16 protein-coding genes and 1 pseudogene are annotated in these 16,247 nt (G+C 49.0%); 5 read left to right on the top strand and 12 right to left on the bottom strand.

What is annotated here, in order from left to right; all coding sequences use genetic code 11:
• The first annotated feature begins 38 nt into the window (after positions 1-38).
• The gene (locus ACIFQN_RS13950; protein ID WP_429833632.1) at positions 39-794 is read left to right on the top strand and encodes an SDR family NAD(P)-dependent oxidoreductase; all 756 of its coding nucleotides are present in this window, start codon (positions 39-41) and stop codon (positions 792-794) included.
• A 231-nt stretch (positions 795-1,025) separates the two neighbouring features.
• Here the strand turns inward: ACIFQN_RS13950 and ACIFQN_RS13945 are convergent.
• The 6 genes and pseudogenes from ACIFQN_RS13945 to ACIFQN_RS13920 all read right to left on the bottom strand — a co-directional run bounded on the left by ACIFQN_RS13945 (position 1,026) and on the right by ACIFQN_RS13920 (position 5,383).
• Positions 1,026-2,656: pseudogene (locus tag ACIFQN_RS13945) on the bottom strand (cbb3-type cytochrome c oxidase subunit I).
• A 15-nt stretch (positions 2,657-2,671) separates the two neighbouring features.
• Positions 2,672-3,139 carry a cytochrome c oxidase subunit II gene (locus ACIFQN_RS13940; RefSeq protein ID WP_429833631.1) on the bottom strand — a complete coding sequence of 156 codons (468 nt, stop codon included), beginning with the start codon at positions 3,137-3,139 and terminating at the stop codon, positions 2,672-2,674.
• Between the two features lie 23 nt (positions 3,140-3,162).
• Complete coding sequence (locus tag ACIFQN_RS13935; RefSeq protein WP_429833630.1) at positions 3,163-3,330, bottom strand: cytochrome c oxidase subunit 2A; 168 nt, start codon at positions 3,328-3,330, stop codon at positions 3,163-3,165.
• 807 nt (positions 3,331-4,137) lie between these two features.
• Entirely contained in the window at positions 4,138-4,794 is a 657-nt protein-coding gene (locus ACIFQN_RS13930; RefSeq protein WP_429833629.1) for a response regulator, read from the bottom strand.
• On the bottom strand, positions 4,769-5,071 hold the full coding sequence (locus ACIFQN_RS13925) for a sensor histidine kinase (protein ID WP_429833684.1): 303 nt from the start codon (positions 5,069-5,071) through the stop codon (positions 4,769-4,771). The genes ACIFQN_RS13930 and ACIFQN_RS13925 overlap by 26 nt, the downstream gene beginning before the upstream one ends.
• Positions 5,072-5,383: a sensor histidine kinase gene (locus tag ACIFQN_RS13920; RefSeq protein ID WP_429833628.1), complete on the bottom strand. Its 312-nt coding sequence runs from the start codon at positions 5,381-5,383 to the stop codon at positions 5,072-5,074.
• 111 nt (positions 5,384-5,494) lie between these two features.
• Here ACIFQN_RS13920 and ACIFQN_RS13915 point away from each other — a divergent pair, with 111 nt between their 5' ends.
• The gene (locus tag ACIFQN_RS13915; protein ID WP_429833627.1) at positions 5,495-6,034 is read left to right on the top strand and encodes an N-acetyltransferase family protein; all 540 of its coding nucleotides are present in this window, start codon (positions 5,495-5,497) and stop codon (positions 6,032-6,034) included.
• Positions 6,035-6,090: 56 nt separating this feature from the next.
• Here ACIFQN_RS13915 and ACIFQN_RS13910 read toward each other — a convergent pair whose 3' ends face one another.
• From ACIFQN_RS13910 to ACIFQN_RS13890, 5 genes are all read right to left on the bottom strand, one after another.
• On the bottom strand, positions 6,091-7,083 hold the full coding sequence (locus ACIFQN_RS13910) for a copper amine oxidase N-terminal domain-containing protein (RefSeq protein ID WP_429833626.1): 993 nt from the start codon (positions 7,081-7,083) through the stop codon (positions 6,091-6,093).
• 84 nt (positions 7,084-7,167) lie between these two features.
• Positions 7,168-7,869, bottom strand: a complete 702-nt coding sequence (yunB, locus tag ACIFQN_RS13905; RefSeq protein WP_429833625.1) for a sporulation protein YunB — start codon at positions 7,867-7,869, stop codon at positions 7,168-7,170.
• A 47-nt stretch (positions 7,870-7,916) separates the two neighbouring features.
• Positions 7,917-10,721 (bottom strand): calcium-translocating P-type ATPase, SERCA-type, encoded by a 2,805-nt coding sequence (locus tag ACIFQN_RS13900; protein WP_429833624.1) that lies wholly within the window; start codon positions 10,719-10,721, stop codon positions 7,917-7,919.
• Between the two features lie 166 nt (positions 10,722-10,887).
• A complete protein-coding gene (locus tag ACIFQN_RS13895; RefSeq protein ID WP_429833623.1) occupies positions 10,888-11,628 on the bottom strand; it encodes an MntP/YtaF family protein in 741 nt (246 codons plus the stop codon).
• 206 nt (positions 11,629-11,834) lie between these two features.
• Positions 11,835-12,686, bottom strand: coding sequence for a DUF6612 family protein (locus ACIFQN_RS13890; RefSeq protein WP_429833622.1), 852 nt, complete (start codon positions 12,684-12,686; stop codon positions 11,835-11,837).
• A gap of 247 nt (positions 12,687-12,933) precedes the next feature.
• Here ACIFQN_RS13890 and ACIFQN_RS13885 point away from each other — a divergent pair, with 247 nt between their 5' ends.
• Both ACIFQN_RS13885 and ACIFQN_RS13880 read left to right on the top strand, forming a co-directional pair.
• The gene (locus tag ACIFQN_RS13885; protein WP_429833621.1) at positions 12,934-13,527 is read left to right on the top strand and encodes a TetR/AcrR family transcriptional regulator; all 594 of its coding nucleotides are present in this window, start codon (positions 12,934-12,936) and stop codon (positions 13,525-13,527) included.
• 19 nt (positions 13,528-13,546) lie between these two features.
• Positions 13,547-14,176: an HXXEE domain-containing protein gene (locus ACIFQN_RS13880; protein ID WP_429833620.1), complete on the top strand. Its 630-nt coding sequence runs from the start codon at positions 13,547-13,549 to the stop codon at positions 14,174-14,176.
• A 124-nt stretch (positions 14,177-14,300) separates the two neighbouring features.
• Here ACIFQN_RS13880 and ACIFQN_RS13875 read toward each other — a convergent pair whose 3' ends face one another.
• Positions 14,301-15,260: a sporulation protein gene (locus tag ACIFQN_RS13875; protein WP_429833619.1), complete on the bottom strand. Its 960-nt coding sequence runs from the start codon at positions 15,258-15,260 to the stop codon at positions 14,301-14,303.
• Between the two features lie 144 nt (positions 15,261-15,404).
• Here ACIFQN_RS13875 and ACIFQN_RS13870 point away from each other — a divergent pair, with 144 nt between their 5' ends.
• Positions 15,405-16,211: a DUF2935 domain-containing protein gene (locus tag ACIFQN_RS13870; protein WP_429833618.1), complete on the top strand. Its 807-nt coding sequence runs from the start codon at positions 15,405-15,407 to the stop codon at positions 16,209-16,211.
• Positions 16,212-16,247 lie beyond the last annotated feature (36 nt).

Raw genomic sequence — 16,247 nt, 5'->3', positions numbered from 1 at the left:
TCGGACTACCCATTTTCTATTGTTTGAAGGAGGTTTACATGAAATACACGGATAACATTGTCATCGTCACGGGAGCCGGACATGGGATAGGACGAGCTGTAGCCATCGCGTATGCATCTGTTGGCGCACATGTAGTCATTGCCGAGCGTAATCGTGAGGCGGGCGAAGCGGTTGCCAACGAGATCCATACGGCAGAAGCCGCGACTGGGAAAGCTTCTTTTTACCAGTTAGACGTCAGCCAGCCACAGGAAATCGAGCAACTGATGCAAGCTGTTGCGAAACGATTCGGAAGACTGGATGTCTTGATTAATAATGCGGGAATAACAGCCTGGGAGTCTCCCTACGATCTGACGGTCGATGCATGGGATCACATTATGAATACCAATCTGCGCAGTGTTTTCCTAGCATCCAGGGAAGCAGCTAAGCTCATGCGTCAAAATGGAGGTGGAGCGATCATCAATCTGGCCTCTACCCGGGCGCACATGTCTGAGCCCCACACCGAGGCATATGCGGCCTCCAAGGGCGGGATTCTGGCTCTGACCCATGCCCTTGCTGTCTCTCTCGGCCCTGATGGCATTCGGGTGAATGCGATATCGCCCGGCTGGATCGAAAATGGAGACTATTCCTTATTGCGTCCGGAAGACCATAAACAACACCCATCGGGACGTGTAGGAAATCCTGATGATATTGCCCGTGCATGCCTGTTTTTGACCCAGAAAGAGAATGATTTTATGACCGGAACCGAACTAGTGATAGACGGCGGAATGACTCGAAAGATGATTTACGTCCCCTAAAACTAAACCAATGCGCCTCCTGTCGAATACCTTGGTTATACCAAGAGATAAAGGAGGAGCGCCATGCCCTTTGAAGAAGAAGAACTCAGACTCATCGCCTTCTGGTTGATCGCTATCGGGTTTCTGATTCTCGCCTTTACCGAATGGGCTGCTTTTAACAACTGAAGCAAACGAAAGCCACTCGCCTGAATGAGTGGCTTTCTGCTTTCTGCTATCCGAATGGAGGATTTATTACCATGTTTTAAATGGGGGCGATCCCGGAGCCTGATGCTGAATTTGCTCCATGATCGGGTAACCGTATGCCAGTACGATCAGGAATGCGACAAGTCCGACCCATACAGGCCAGCGTTCCAAAATACGCGGCACTTCCTGCTTGGTTTCTGTCTCTGCGATCGGATACTCTGTATTTCCCTTTGGTGCGTAAAACGTCAGGTACAACAGAATCAAAATCAAAAGGATCGCAGATACAAACAAAAGTCCACCACCAAACGCCATCACGCGTTGGTAATCCATCCAGCCAAGCGCAGTCGGATGATCCATGTAAGTGGTGTAATCAGTCCGGCGCGGCGCCCCCTGCAAGCCCATGGTGTGCATGGCCAACGACATCAGGAACATCCCAACTGCCCAGAAAACGGTCTGAACCATCCCCATGCGATTTGCTGTCTTGATCAGTGTGCGGCCTGTCAGAGCAGGAATGAGGCAGAAGCTGACACCGAAGAAAGTCATCGCAACTGCCGCACCAACCGTAATATGGAAGTGACCGGTTACCCAGATCGTATTGTGAACAACGGCGTTGATCTGGTTACTTGCGCCACAAAGGGAGCAAAGAAACGCACATCGGTCCAGGGCAGCTTTTTAAACCAGCCAAAGAGCCCTACTCCGCCTTTTTTTCTTCCGGTTGTCTCGAATATGGCAAACATCGAGAAAGCGGTCATCAAGGATGGGATCACAACGATCAGCGTCAGTGTTACATGAATCATTTTCCAGCCTGCCGAAATGCCTGGCTCCATCAGCTGATGGTGGAAGCCTACCGGAATCGAGAACAGAAGCAGACAGATAAAAGCGAGACGACTGAGCGAATCACTGAATACGTGTCCACCGATAATCCGGGGAACACAGACGTACCAAGCCATGTAAGCAGGCATCAGCCAAAAGTAAACGAGCGGATGTCCGAAGAACCAGAACAAGGTACGGCTCAGCATGATGTTGATGGTTGGTGTAAGTCCGAGCGACCAGGGAATTAGCTGGAACAACACTTCTACGGCTACCGGAATCGTAGCGATAATCCACATGATGTAGGTTGTGACGGCCATGAAAACAAATAGCGGGGACATTTGCCCTTTGATTTCCCGCTTCCATTTGCGATAGCTGACAAAGACACCGATTCCTGCAAACCAGCTACCGACAACCAATAGTGCAGAGCCAATGTAAAAATAGGGAGATGCTTTCAGCGGCGCATAAAACGTGTACAATACAGAAGCTTCATTCATTAAAATCGTAATAACAGCCACCGTCGTGCCTGTCACCATCAAAATCCAGCCAGCCCAACCCCAGCTCAGCGCCGCTTTGTGCAATGAGCCGCCTGTTGTGCGGGCAACGCCCGAAAAGATAAATCCAACAATGAAAAACGTGGTAAAAATAAGTGCCATTAATACGCCGTGCGCAGTTAAAATCTGATAGTAGTTCGTCCAGTTGGGCAGCTCTATTATGCCGCCCCGTACCATTCCCTGCAGCATTCCCGCCAATGCGGCAAGTCCGAATGCGATATACGCTACCCATACATAAGAAAGACTGAGTCTTGCCGATGCTCGCCCGATGGGAGCATGAGGGATCTTCGTATCTATTCTCCTTGCAACTACCATATTTATCACCTGCCTTTATTTCACAATAATTGTAGTCGCCATCACTTGATGACCTGCTCCACAGTACTCGTTGCAAAGGATCAAATATTCACCGGGTTTGTCAAACGTATACGTAGCTGAGCTGATATGACCCGGCAACACCATGAAGTTGACATTTGTCTCTGGAATTTGAAAGCCGTGAATGACATCTGGACTCGTGACGTGGAAGTTAATCGTCGAGCCTACCGCTACCTCCATCTTTGTGGGAGAAAATCCAAACGCAAAGGCTGTCATGTAGGCGTCATATTCTTTGTCCCCCACCCGCTTCAAGCTTGGTTTATCAAAAGGAGGCGTTTCCATCACTTTTTCCGGATCAATCATTTCCATATTGCTAGGTGGAGCCATCCCCATTGCAAACGCATTGACGCACAACAGCAGAATAAACAACGCCAATCCGCCTGCGCCCAACATCAGCCAGATTTTTTCTAAACGATGCAAATGCATAAGTACCCTCCTTCACTATCCTCTTACGCCCGTTCCAGGAAAAGGCCGAATACACCAAACCAACTGAGGAGATTAATACCCCCGACGATCAGCACGGCAGCAAACGTCCCCTTCAAATTTTCCTGCTCCGGTTGTGTCTTTTCTTGTTTGGATTTCTTTGTTTGACCCGGAGCGTTTGTTTGCGTCTCCATCGCGCTCCTCCTTTCCTCTTGCCCTTGATAGCGTTGTCGCTTTTACGCCTTCATTCTACCCCTGGAACTAGTTGGAAGTAATTCGGGGAAAACCCCTAAATTGGTCGGGAAAATACCTGATATTATCCATTTCCTGTCACAAGTTGGACATAAAAAATACCCAACCCTAAGGTTGAGTCGGTAAAGCAAGGTTGATCGGGCAATAGTGGTGGGGAGGAAAAAGAAGAAACCTCTCCGGATTCTTGAAACACCTACTAGGGGTCATCCCTGTCCGGCTCCATGAAAAAAACGAAACCGCGTCAAAAGTAGCCGGTTCAAGGATGCATCTCAGAGGTTGACGCTTTAAAGCATGTTTCGTTTTTTTCATTCCGCCTTTGCTGGTGTTTCAAAGATCCTGCGCTTGTTTCTCCTTTTTCCTCGACCAGCCATAGGTTTTTCTCGTGCTTTTCTTTGGGAGATTCCTCCCCGCAGTTTCTAGAAGGATAACAAGATAAATGGGCAAAGCTGCTGACAAGTATATAGCTGTCCAAAGAAAACAGGAGAAAACAGCGAAGGTCTTTGGGACTCCTGCCTAGTTGGAGGGGAAAAAGGGAAACACGCCTTTAAGCGTCCACCTTTGTAAAAGCTTCTCTGAATACTCGACTTTGGACGCGGTTTCTCTTTTTCCCCGGAAGCGGACAGTCCCTGCTTCCGCGCTAGAGGCCCAAGAACCTGGAGCGGTTTCTCCTGTTTTCTTCCCACCACTACGGCGGGACTTACCTATACTCAACAGTCACTTCACCTTACAACTTGCGTTTTTTAAAAAACCTATTCAAAATCCAGCCAACCTTTTTTAATCGCATACCGCACCAGATCCGGACGCGTGCGCAGATGCAGTTTTTCCATGATATGCGCTTTGTGCGATTCAACCGTTTTTACCGAGATGGTCAATTGCTCGGCGATTTCCTTGTTGCTGAAGCCTTTGGCGATGAGGACGAGCACTTCTTTTTCCCGGTCGGTCAGGATATCGTACTTGACCTGCTCTTCGCCGTTCTTTACCATCTGCAGGAATTCCTCGATCAATGACTTGGTTGCCGATGGATACAGATAAGCCATCCCATTGCTCACTGAACGGATCGCAGCGATCAGATCGAGATCAGGGGCACTTTTTAAAATATACCCTGCCGCTCCTGCCTGCAGGACGCGAAACAAGTATTCCTCGTCGTCGTGCATGGTCAGCACCAGCACTTGGATCCCAGTTGTCGTTTCCTTTAGTCTGGCTGTAGCCGTCAATCCATTTTCTCCCGGCGGCATGCTGAGGTCCATCAACACGACGTCCGGGCGAATTTCCCACGCTTTTTCACACGCTTCTTTTCCGTCAGCAGCATACCCCACGACTTCCATGTCTGTCTGGGCGTTGATCAACATTCCCAATCCGGACCGCACGATAGCATGATCGTCAGCGATCAATACGCGAATGGCCATCTTCTATTCCCTCCTTTGGCAACGGAATCCGAACAATTACTGTCGTGCCTTCGTTCGGAGCAGAACGGATATCGACCGTCCCACCAAGCAGTTGTGCACGCTCCTTCATTCCGAATACCCCCAGGCCCTTGCCGGTATTCAGGGCCTGATCTACCTCAAATCCGATACCGTCATCTACTACCGTTACCACAACTTCTTTTTCCCTGTCTTCAAAGACGATTCCAAGCTGGCTTGCCTGTGCGTACTTCGCTGTGTTGGTCATGGCTTCCTGAACAATTCACGAGCGCAAAGCAGGCAGCAGTCCCAAATCATCCAGGGCTGATGGGCGCAGCTCCAAAGCCATGCGTTTTACCTCTTCCATCGCTTTGGAAGTCATGTGCAAAACGTCAGTTACATGCTGCCGTATCGGGGCGCTCAAATTGCCTTGCCCGACTACATTTAGCCCCACTAAAATACTGTACAGCGCCTGACCTATCCCATCGTGAAGCTCGCGGGAAATACGCTTTCGCTCCTCTTCCTGTGCCTGGATGGCGAAGCTGGTCAGCTTGTTTTGGTAACGTTCCTTTTCTGCCCGCTGCTGCGCTGACATGTCGCGCAAGAACTACAGGGGTCAGCGCTCATGAGAGATTGACAAAACAGAAATTTAGAATATCATCTAATTAGACATTTGTATAATCACTTTGTTAAAAGGAGCATTCTTATGCCAACTCTGACACCCTTTTCAAGATCAAGCGCACGCCTGTTTTACACGCCTGTTTGCGAAAAGGATTTTGTCGAGCTTCTCCTCGTGTACAATTCCAATCCCGACTATATGGAGTACGCGAACGGACAGCGTCAAGTCACGATCCAAACCGTTCTAGAAGACCATGAGGAAAACCTCAGTTTTGCAGACTCCTACGCGTTTTGTCTGCGAGAAGCAACAGGCGGCGCTATTGTAGGCATCGCTCAGTTTATTCTTTGCAATCCACGCGACGGCCACCCTTGGCTGGGCTTGATTATGCTCCACAGCCGCTATCAGAAAAAAGGCTACGCGAAAGAGTTTCTGGACCATTTGATTCGCTGGTACCAAGAAAACGGCTATCATTGCCTCCACCTCGGCGTCTTGGCGAAAAATCAACGTGTCGTCCCTTTCTATGAAAAGTACGGCTTTCGCGTCTATGAAGAGCGAGAAACCGAAAAGCTGGGCCGGGTCATCTGCATGTCGTACCCAATTATCGAAGAGCAGGCAGGCAGTGCATAGCCGGGCGCACAAAAAAGAGCGGGACAGCAACTGGCCGCCCCGCTCTTCTTTGTTGTTTACTCTACTACTTCCACTACGATTTTTTCAGCTGTACCGATTGGCGGCAAGCTGCGAGTCAGCTTTGGACCATAGAAAGCATATACGTTCATATCGGCTTTCAGGTCTTCCGGCTTGAGCACTTTATTGTCCTTGGCACTCACGATGACGGTTTTGTCATTGATCATCAGGGCTACCTTTTCAGGAGAAGTCTGTGTCAGACCTTGACCCTCTACCAGCATTTTGTAGGTACCCTTTTGATCCGGCTCGATGCTCACTACTTTTCCTGCTGTTCCTACTACTTCCTGCGTCTCCAGGCTGCCTTTTACCACGATGCTGAACGCGCTGGTTTGTGGCGGCAAGCTCATGGTCATGAATTTTGCGTGTGTTGCTTCTACGTCCATGCCCAGCTTCAGATTCTCTGCTTTCAATTCCTTGCCTGCAGCGTCTGTAATTTTGGTATCTTCGTTCAGGTGCAGCATGATCCCGGACTTATAGCCGTCGATCAGGATCGAGATTTTGCCATCCTCTGTTTTATTGATGCTCGTAATTGTGCCTGTACGAACAGGCGCCTTTTCAGATTCCTCGTCCACTACTGTCACCGCGCTATCCGATACATTCACTTCCGCTTGCAGGATCTCGTCAACGAAAGCTACTGGCACATAGGTGCTGCCATTGAGCAAACGCGGCTCCGCTCCCAATGTCTTGTACATTTTTGCGAACGGGTAGCGATCTTCCCCTGCTTTTGCGTAGCTGGAAATGGCTCCTTTTTGAACCTCTGCCGCTTTTACTTGATCATTCCATCCAACTGTAAATCCAAGTGATTCAGCTACCGGGCGAAGTGGAACCAGAACGGTTTGTTGTTGCTTATCAAAAATCGCTGCTTGAGCGATTGCAACTCCGTTGATGTTTACGGAGAGTTCTTTTACTGGTTCGGAGGTCGCCGATACTACGTTGGTTCCCAAAACGGCCAGCGCCGCCAATGTCATCATGCCTGTACGTAATGTTTTCATGCTATTTCAGCCTCCAATGATCTTGTATGTTTTAGTGTGTCTATTACTTGGACGACAGCATTCAACGAACGTTTCAAAAAAATTTTATGGCTGCGTATTCATCTGCACATTCCGCGGCATCGGCACGTCTGGTTTACCTGCAGGATTGTTGTATAAGTAGTTGGGAACCTTGCCCACGATTAACGCTTCGGTAATCGGAATCTGGGTCGTCACGGTCTGCTGTTTGGTCGCAAAAGGGATGATCACTCGCAGGTCGACTTCGACGTAAATGTAAACGGTGACCAGCACCATATTGATTCCCGCCTGCTTCATGCCTGTTTCCAGTCTGGTCTTGACTGCTCCGATGGGAACAAACGAGACGGGAATATCTGGCCCGAGATGCTCCAAAAAGACGTTTTTAGTGGCCAGGCCAAGTGGGACGGTGGTTTTGACGTTATCCTGCTCGAATTCTTTCAACCGATTTTGGATCCGAGCGGTCGTTTCCCCGACAATCCGTGAATACTCTCTGAAGTTGAAATTCACCGCTTTGATGCTGCCTGCCTCATCCTTTTCCATAATCACGACTTCGTTGAAATCTACCCCTTGTTGTGTCAATCGTTTGGTTACAGCGTCCGTGATCGCGAGCTTTGCCACCTGATCAGCCTTGGACTGAGCAATCAGCATGAGCGTTGGCTCGATCCGCTTTTCCGCAACCACAAATAGGACGAACAGCCCAATGATCACAAACAACGTCGTCGCAAAGATTCGTCTGCCCCGTCTACGCCGGCCCCGTCTTTTAAAGCGCACGCTGACTCCCTTTCCCCCGCTTCACGTTACGGTATCCATTCCTTTCGTTAATCAGGACGAACCGTACGCATGGACGAGCGTTTTTGCTTGTTGGCTCGTGGTCGACCACTGGTCAGAACCCCGCCAATTCCTGCCACGAAGGTAGGAACTCCCGATGTAACCAGAATCAGTGCCCAATCACGGAAATCCAGAGCAGTTGTCTTGAATATAGGTTGCAGGGCATCAATATAGACGACACCTAGCACTAGCAACAGCGAAGAGATAACCGCCCAGACCAGATACTTGTTCTCAAACACATTGCGGTGAAAGACACTGTATTGGCTGCGGCAGTCGAACACATGAATCAGTTGGGCCATTACCAACGTAACAAAGGCAACCGTCTGCGCGTGTACCAGGTCGCTTGGATCCTCATGCAAGGTTAGCCAAAAAGCGAGCAAGGTCATGGCTCCAATCAAAAATCCACGGCTGATGATTTTCCAGCCTAATCCGCGACTGAATATATTTTCAGCTTTGTTGCGCGGGTGTTGGTACATCGTGTCTTTCTCGGCCTGATCAACGCCCAAGGCCATTGCTGGCAATCCGTCTGTGACCAGATTGACCCAAAGAATCTGAATCGGTACCAATGGCAGAGGCAGACCGAGAATCATGGCGAAAAACATGACGAGAATTTCGCCTACGTTGGAAGCTAGCAGATATCGAATAAATTTTCGGATGTTATCGTAAATGTTGCGCCCTTCCTCCACGGCCGCAACGATCGTGGCAAAGTTATCATCACGCAGCACGAGATCAGCCGCTTCCTTCGTTACATCCGTGCCTGTAATCCCCATCGCGATCCCGATGTCAGATGTCTTGATTGCAGGCGCATCATTGACCCCATCCCCTGTCATGGCAACCACGTGCCCCTTGCTTTGCAAAGCACGCACGATTCGCAGCTTGTGCTCGGGCGAGACACGGGCATATACGGTCACGCGTTCTGCGTATTCGGCCAGCTGAGTATCGGACATGCCGTCCAGCTCTCGGCCTTCCAACACTTCGCCATAGCCACGCATCAGCCCGATCTGACGAGCGATGGCTTCTGCGGTCACTTTATGGTCGCCTGTAATCATAACGGTCTTGATACCTGCTTGATGGCACAGGTTGATCGCAGGACGAACTTCGTCACGCGGCGGGTCAATCATACCTGCCAGGCCGACAAAAACGAGGTTGTTCTCGACGGAGGCGATTGGCTGACCAGGTCGATAGCCTTGCATCGTTTTGTATGCAAACGCCAGGACACGCAGGGCCCGACCAGCCATACTCTCTGTCTGTTCAAGCACTTGATGACGAAGTGTAGCTGACAGCGGCTGAAGCTCGCCTTTCCAAAGAATATGCGTGGATCTTGCCAGTACGGCTTCTGCTGCCCCCTTTGTCAGCAAGGAGTGGACGCCGTCTGACCCTTTCTCTACTACGGACATCATTTTTCTCTCTGAATCAAACGGAAGCTCTTCTACACGCAGGGGCTGTTGTCCGTTTTTTTTGCGCTCTGTACCGCCATTTTGCCCTTTGGCTGCCAGTACTTTGAGTGCCCCTTCCGTCGGATCACCGACCACTTGCCAGAAGCGCGTGGCCTTTCCTACCCCGAGAATGTTTCGCGAACTTTGCTCTACACTGGTTAATCGCGCATTATTGCAGCGCTCGGCAATCCGTAAAATTTGGCTGAGCGCCCCATCCCGCCCTACTGATACAGCCTTGCCTTGATAATGGAACGAGCCTTCTGGTTCATAGCCGCGTCCGCTCACCTCGTACATCATATCGCTGTGCCAGACGTGGGTCACTGTCATTTTGTTTTGCGTCAGCGTCCCTGTCTTGTCAGAGCAAATAACCGAAGCGCAACCCAGTGTTTCCACGGATGGGAGCTTGCGTACAATCGCATTTCGCCGGATCATCCGCTGCACACCGAGGGCCAGTGCTACCGTCACAATAGCTGGCAAGCCTTCCGGAATTGCCGCTACCGCCAAGCTTACCCCGGCCAGGAACATCGTGAATAAATCATGTCCGTGCCATACACCTGCACCAATCACTACGATCGTGAGCAGCACAGCCACTACGACGAGAATTTTGCCCATCTGTTCCAGGCGCATCTGCAATGGCGTCTCTACTTCTTCCGCTGTATTCATCAGATGTGCGATTTTTCCTATTTCCGTACCCATTCCGGTAGCCACTACGATGCCGCTTCCCGTCCCTCCGGTCACCATCGTGCCCATAAAGGAAAGGTTTTTCTGGTCACCCAAGGGTACTTGCGCCTCGATAGCGTGGTCCAGTTTTTTTACTGTCTTTCCTACCGGCAGGGACTCTCCTGTCAGCGCAGACTCTTCAATCTCAAGCCGATTGGCAGATAAAAGACGCATATCAGCCGGTACCCGGTCCCCTGCTTCCAAATACACTAGATCACCTGGGACTAGCCGGGAAGCCGGGATCATGGAAAGGTGCCCATCTCTCATGACACGCGCCATAGGAGAAGCAAGCTCCTTTAATGCTTGCAGTGATCGCTCTGCCTTCGCCTCCTGAATGAAACCGAGAATGCCATTAATAATGATGATCGCGATAATCGTAATCGCATCCAGGTATTCTCCGAGGAAGTAAGAAATCAACGTGGCGATGAACAAGATGAGCACCATGAAATCCTTGAACTGGTCCACAAAGACCGCGTAGAGAGGCTTTCGCTTGGTCTCAGCCAACTGGTTGGCACCGTGTTTAGCCAGTCGCCGCTCTGCCTCCTGCTGAGTCAATCCCTGCGCCGCATCGCTATGAAGGGCATCGGTCACGTCGGCCGCTGCCAGCGTGTACCATTTTCGAATTGGCTGTGTATCCACCTACATCTCCTCCATCCACTTCTCACTCATCACATGTGTATGCAGACGAGCCAGAAAATAAAACAACCCGTCCCTCTATAGGCGGACGGGTACAATCGATTTCATTATTCTGAATCAGAAAGTATAAACCTCGCGCATCCTTGAGAATACCTCGATAGGGGTTTTCTTACAGACTTTTTACAAGCCCGATAAAGATTAACAGAATTGGCGGGAGCCATGTCAGTCGTGACAGCCACTTCCTTTTTCCTGCGCGACGCCCCAACGCAAGACCTACCGCCAAGAGCAAAGCACCCATCACAGCAATACAAAGGGCGACCAGAAAAGGTGTGTACCCCAGAAAAGTGAGACTGATACCCGCGCCAAACGCATCCAGGGACAGGGCAAGACCAAGCATGACAGCCTCCCAGCCCATGATATGTCCGGAGCGATCCGCATCAGCTTTAGCTGGATCTCGTAAAATCTGAATCATTACTCCAAAAACTCGAAATTGCGACAGGACCGTACGCTCTGCCTCTTCATGGGTTTCTTCAGAATCAATTGCAGAGCTCTGTCCTGCCATAGCAGATGTCCGGTTCGTTTCACAGGATTCTACTCGTCCTTCTTCCGTAGACGAGACTTTTCCGGCCTCTGCTGCTGCACGTGGAGAAACAAGTCTCCACAACGTAAACAATCCCATGACAATTAACACGGCGGCACCAATATGTTTTCCTACCTCAGGCGTTAGCCAGTACGTGAGCGACGAGCCTACTAGCATGACTCCATAAACGACTGCAAATGAACACCCAGACACGACGATCAGAGACAAAAATGGCATTCTCATATTGCGCAAACCATACGTCAATCCTACGCTGACACTGTCCATGCTGATGGCCAGGGAAACGAGCAGGAGTGAGAGCCATCCGCTCATATGTGGTCACCTCTTTCTCATTGCCTATTAGGTATACGCGGAGTACTGTGGTTTTGTGCTAAAAATTAGCCTTGGTGGAGGAGAGGAAAACGGAGAAAACGCTCTAGATTCTTGGAACTCCTGCTGGGGGTGTGCTGGGACAGAATGAAAAAACGCCAAAGCTCTGTCTGGCAGAACCTTAGCGTTTTTGTGATTTTTTAAACAGCTTATTGTTGAACAGGTGCTGCGTTCAGAGCTTCTTGCGGAACCTTGATTTCGCCGACTTCGTTATGCTTGGAGAACGTGCTTGTCGTCACCATGTCGAGAGAAATTTTTTGACCTTCTTGCTCCATCTCCATCGACATGTTCACAACAGAACGTGTTGGCAAATACGTTTCTTTGTTTACAGCGCTCTGGATTTTGAGACTCTTGATCTTCATCGAGTCCAGCATAGCTGTCGCCTGCTCGCCAGCACCGGCGCCTGCTTGGCTCATCAGCTCTTTTGCGAGCTCCTTCACATTGTCGCCAGACAGTTCTGCCGACATAATATAATCGTTGCCTTCCTCAGCGATTTTCGTATCGCTGACGATTTTTTTGAACTGCTCCATCTGTTTCTCTGGCTCCAGGGAAGCCTTCATGCTTGCCATGATTTGATCCTTCATCTCGTTAGGCAGCTTCATCCAGGTACCATTCGTTTCAGTGAAGATGCCGTCATTTGTGATGTACTGCTTGATCGCTTGCTCTCCTTGCGGCATTTTCATTTGAACCTCTTGGTACATTTGCAATGGCTCTTTGACAAAATCTGCTTTCATCGTCATGTCGATTTTTTGCTCTTGCTTTTGTTCGCCTTGCTGCATCACCATGTTTTGGTTCACTGTAGAATCCATTGCGAAGCTTTTCAATTCTACGCTTGCTTTTGTTGTTTTCTCAATCAATTCTTCCACAGTCGGAACCGCAGCAGCTGCTTCTTTAGCCTCGTTTGTTTGAGCATTGTTGTTGCTCGGTTTCTCTGCTGGGCTACAAGCTGTCAAGCTGATCGCAGTCGCAACTGCCAAAAACAATACACTCCACTTCTTCACTCCATTATCCTCCTAAAAATTGAACTACTAACAAGGATATCCAAGTCCATATAGGTACTAAAGAGGATTTAGTCCCGAATAGATAGGCACATTTTCCTGTTTATATACAAAAAATTCCTTTTCGTTTGTTGAAGAAGAAAATAAAAAAAGGAATTGAAATCGAACGTATCTCCTGCTATTATCAAATTAAACATTGTTTAAAACGGTGTTTAACACCTGATTTTACTTCTATTCAAAGGAGGGCTTTATGTCTCAGGTCGATAAGAATAACGGCGAAACGAAAACGAAAATTTTGCAGGCGACACTGGATTTGATTAAATCGGAGGGCTTTGAAAGTGTGACGGTGCGCAAAATTGCAGCGGATTCAGGCACCAATGTTGCTTTGGTCAATTACTATTTTGGCTCGAAAGACAGGCTCATCAATGAAGCTCTGAGTGTTTTTCTTAGCAGCTTCCAAGGTACGTTTGATTTGCTCGATGATGGAACTATCCACCCCAAGCAGCGTCTCAAGCAGTTTTTGACCCGCTATGTGGAAGTGATCCAGCAATATCCCGAGCTGGTCTCCCGCATTTTTGCCCTTGGCGGAGCTGTTTTTACCTCGCAGTATGAGTACGGACAATTCTTGAGGAACATAGGCTTCACGAAGGTTCAAACTATCTTGAAGGAAATTACCGGGGAAGAGAATGCTGAGGTCCTGATGATGATGATCATGCAGCTATTCGGAGCAGTATTTCTACCCGCCCTGCTTAGGTCCATCCTGGCGACAGGTGCCGGCATCGAAGTCAGCTCTGTAGACGAACAGATTGACTTGTTATTTACACGCTATTTTCACGAAATGTAGGAAATAGGGGGAGAGACACATGGACTTTTTGCGAAAATATTGGCAAGATCTAGGTCTGATTGTAGCTGTATTGGTTGGGATTTACCTCCTGACAGAGTGGGGAGCCATCCCGGCAACGGAACGCCTGTTATGGCTGAGCTTCATCGCGATTCTGGTACATCAATTCGAGGAATACAGGTGGCCAGGCTATTTTCCCGGATTGTTTAACAGGCTGATTTTCAAGAGTGACCATCCTGAACGTTACCCGCTGAATACTCAGTCTGCGATGATCATCAACCTCGTCATCGCGTACTTGTTTTACCTTGTTCCCGTGTTCTTTCCAAGTGTCGTCTGGCTGGGGTTGGCTCCAATTTTCATGGGCTTCTTCCAATTTATCTGGCACGGAATATTCGCCAATCGATTGGCCAAAACCATCTACAATCCGGGCTTATTCGCTGTCATGTTCCTCCATATTCCCATTGGCGTATGGTATATACAGCATATCATCTCAACAGACATGGCAACGACGCTGGACTGGATCGTCGGTACTCTCTACTTTATCGTCGCCGTGTACATTTTGATTGTGAAGGGCAATATGTGGTTAAAGAATGAAAACTCGCGCTATGCCTTTTCTCGCAAACAACTCGGGGCATATGGACCTAAGTCATAAAGGAAACTAGCGGGTTTTACTGGGCTCCAACCACACTTTGCTTAATTGACAGCACCATACGAAAAAGCCACCGCCTGCCGTTTCCAGCAAGCGATGGCTTCTATTTATGCTCGGGTAGATAGCCTTACAGCTCCTCGTCAAAACCCCCGAAGTCCATATCCATGTCTTCGCCTTCGCTATCCCCTGTATCTTCGGAGGCCATTTCCTCGTCTCCCGACATCATTTCACTAAGCAGCATGCCGCCAAGGACCCCTGCTGCCATACCGCCAATCATGCCGCCCATACCGCTGCCACGATGTCCGTGATGAGCATGTTGTCCTTGCTGGTAGGAGGAAAGCGACACGTATGGGATCGATTGCGGATTGTTCGCATATCCGGTAATGGTGTCGCTAAAAAAGCGGGATAGCTCCTCTTCTTTTCCATCCACCAACAATTCCTCGGGAACCACAATCTCTGCCTTGTACTCTTTCTCGCGGCGCAGGATACCAGTCGCCAGGTCCAGCTCTACAAGCAGTCGCAGTTCTCCTGGTACGGAGAAGAAAATAACCTCCAGCTCATTTAGCGGAATACCCAGATTCGAACCTGGGAAAAAGGAGAACTCCTGCCCGTATGGAGTCAATTTGCCCGAGTCTGGTTTTTGACGCAAATTTAAACGATCAAGTGCTTTCAAGACACGCTCGACAGGCTCTGGCGGCAATACCTCGACCCTATCAAAATCGGTCGGATCTAGCGCCATTTCAACATCCAGCTTGGTGTGAAGCGCATATTGGATAGCTGGAGTCGACATCGCCAAGCCCTGAGGCATTTCGAACGAAAAAGGGATCTCCTGCACAAATGGCTTCGGCTGTACAGTGAAATTGCGACTGATCGAAAATGCCTGTACCTGCTTGGTCACTTCCTGTCCTCGAATATGTACCCGCATGAGTAATAGAGCACTCAAATCGGAAATGCGCTGTTCTACGTTTCCGCCCTCAATGCGAACGACCCCTGTCATCGTTTCACCGAGTCGATACCCCGGGCGATCCAGCTTCAGATCAACCTTGGCTGCTCCAACCCCAAACTTGGCCAATATTTTTTTAAACATAGCCTCTCCCCCTCTACTTATAAGCAATTACTTATATGAATAGTATATCAGAAAACAGGGGCTGTTGCTGAATGTTCCCGGGCATCCATACACACTTCTGGGCATGTTGACATATGCTGAAGCGTTATGAAGGAGGGTACACACGTGAAAGTTAACTTTCGAGAAAGCATTCTATTTGAGCATCGTTTTTGGCTACAAATTCTGGGCGACCATTCCCGATTTATCCTTCAATCCCTAGCTCAAAACGAACAAGAAGAGATTGAAAGGGCTCGTTATTTTATCGAGTCATTTGACAATCTATTGGATTACGCTCGAAAAAATTTATCGGATGAAGAAATTTATGCCCTCAACCATCAGGCAAGTACTCAAACACAAAGCTTGCGTGAGTTTAAGCTGCATCTCCTGGAAAGACATCTTGTCGGAAAGATTTCCCTCAGCCTTTCTCCCACTTTTCTTAACCACATGGTAAATGAGTTAGAAGAATATGAACGAATTTTGAATGCATACTTATCAGGCAACATGCCTCCTGCTCCAAGCCTTGTTGATGTTCATCTGCTATGGCTCTCCGATGCTGCTGGGCATGCCGCTACCATCACTTCCCTATTGGATATGGTCGAATTTGACTATCAACAAAAAAGCGAACGATTTACTAAGCAATTCGAACACTTTTATCAAAAAGCGATAGAATTGGCAGGTTACCTTCGAACAAACCTGCAAAATTTTCCGGCGTTGAGTCGTTTTAATCACCAGGCGGAAATGGAGATCAAGCTGTTTCAGGTCTTTTTGCATGAATTAGAAGAAATGCGAATGAGCGACGAATTGTTAGGTGTTCTGACTCCACTCATGGCCGACCATATGTCACGGGAAGAGTGTTATTATTTGATGAAGCTATCCGAGCTTTCCGACGTACAGCCACCTGACTGTTATCCGACCAAACCGCGGAATGAATAGAGGAATAGATCTGTTTCCCCTGAGGGGAGTGTCACC

The sequence above is a fragment of the Brevibacillus sp. NRS-1366 genome (genome assembly GCF_050467985.1).
This window is presented reverse-complemented; position numbering and strand designations above follow the sequence as displayed.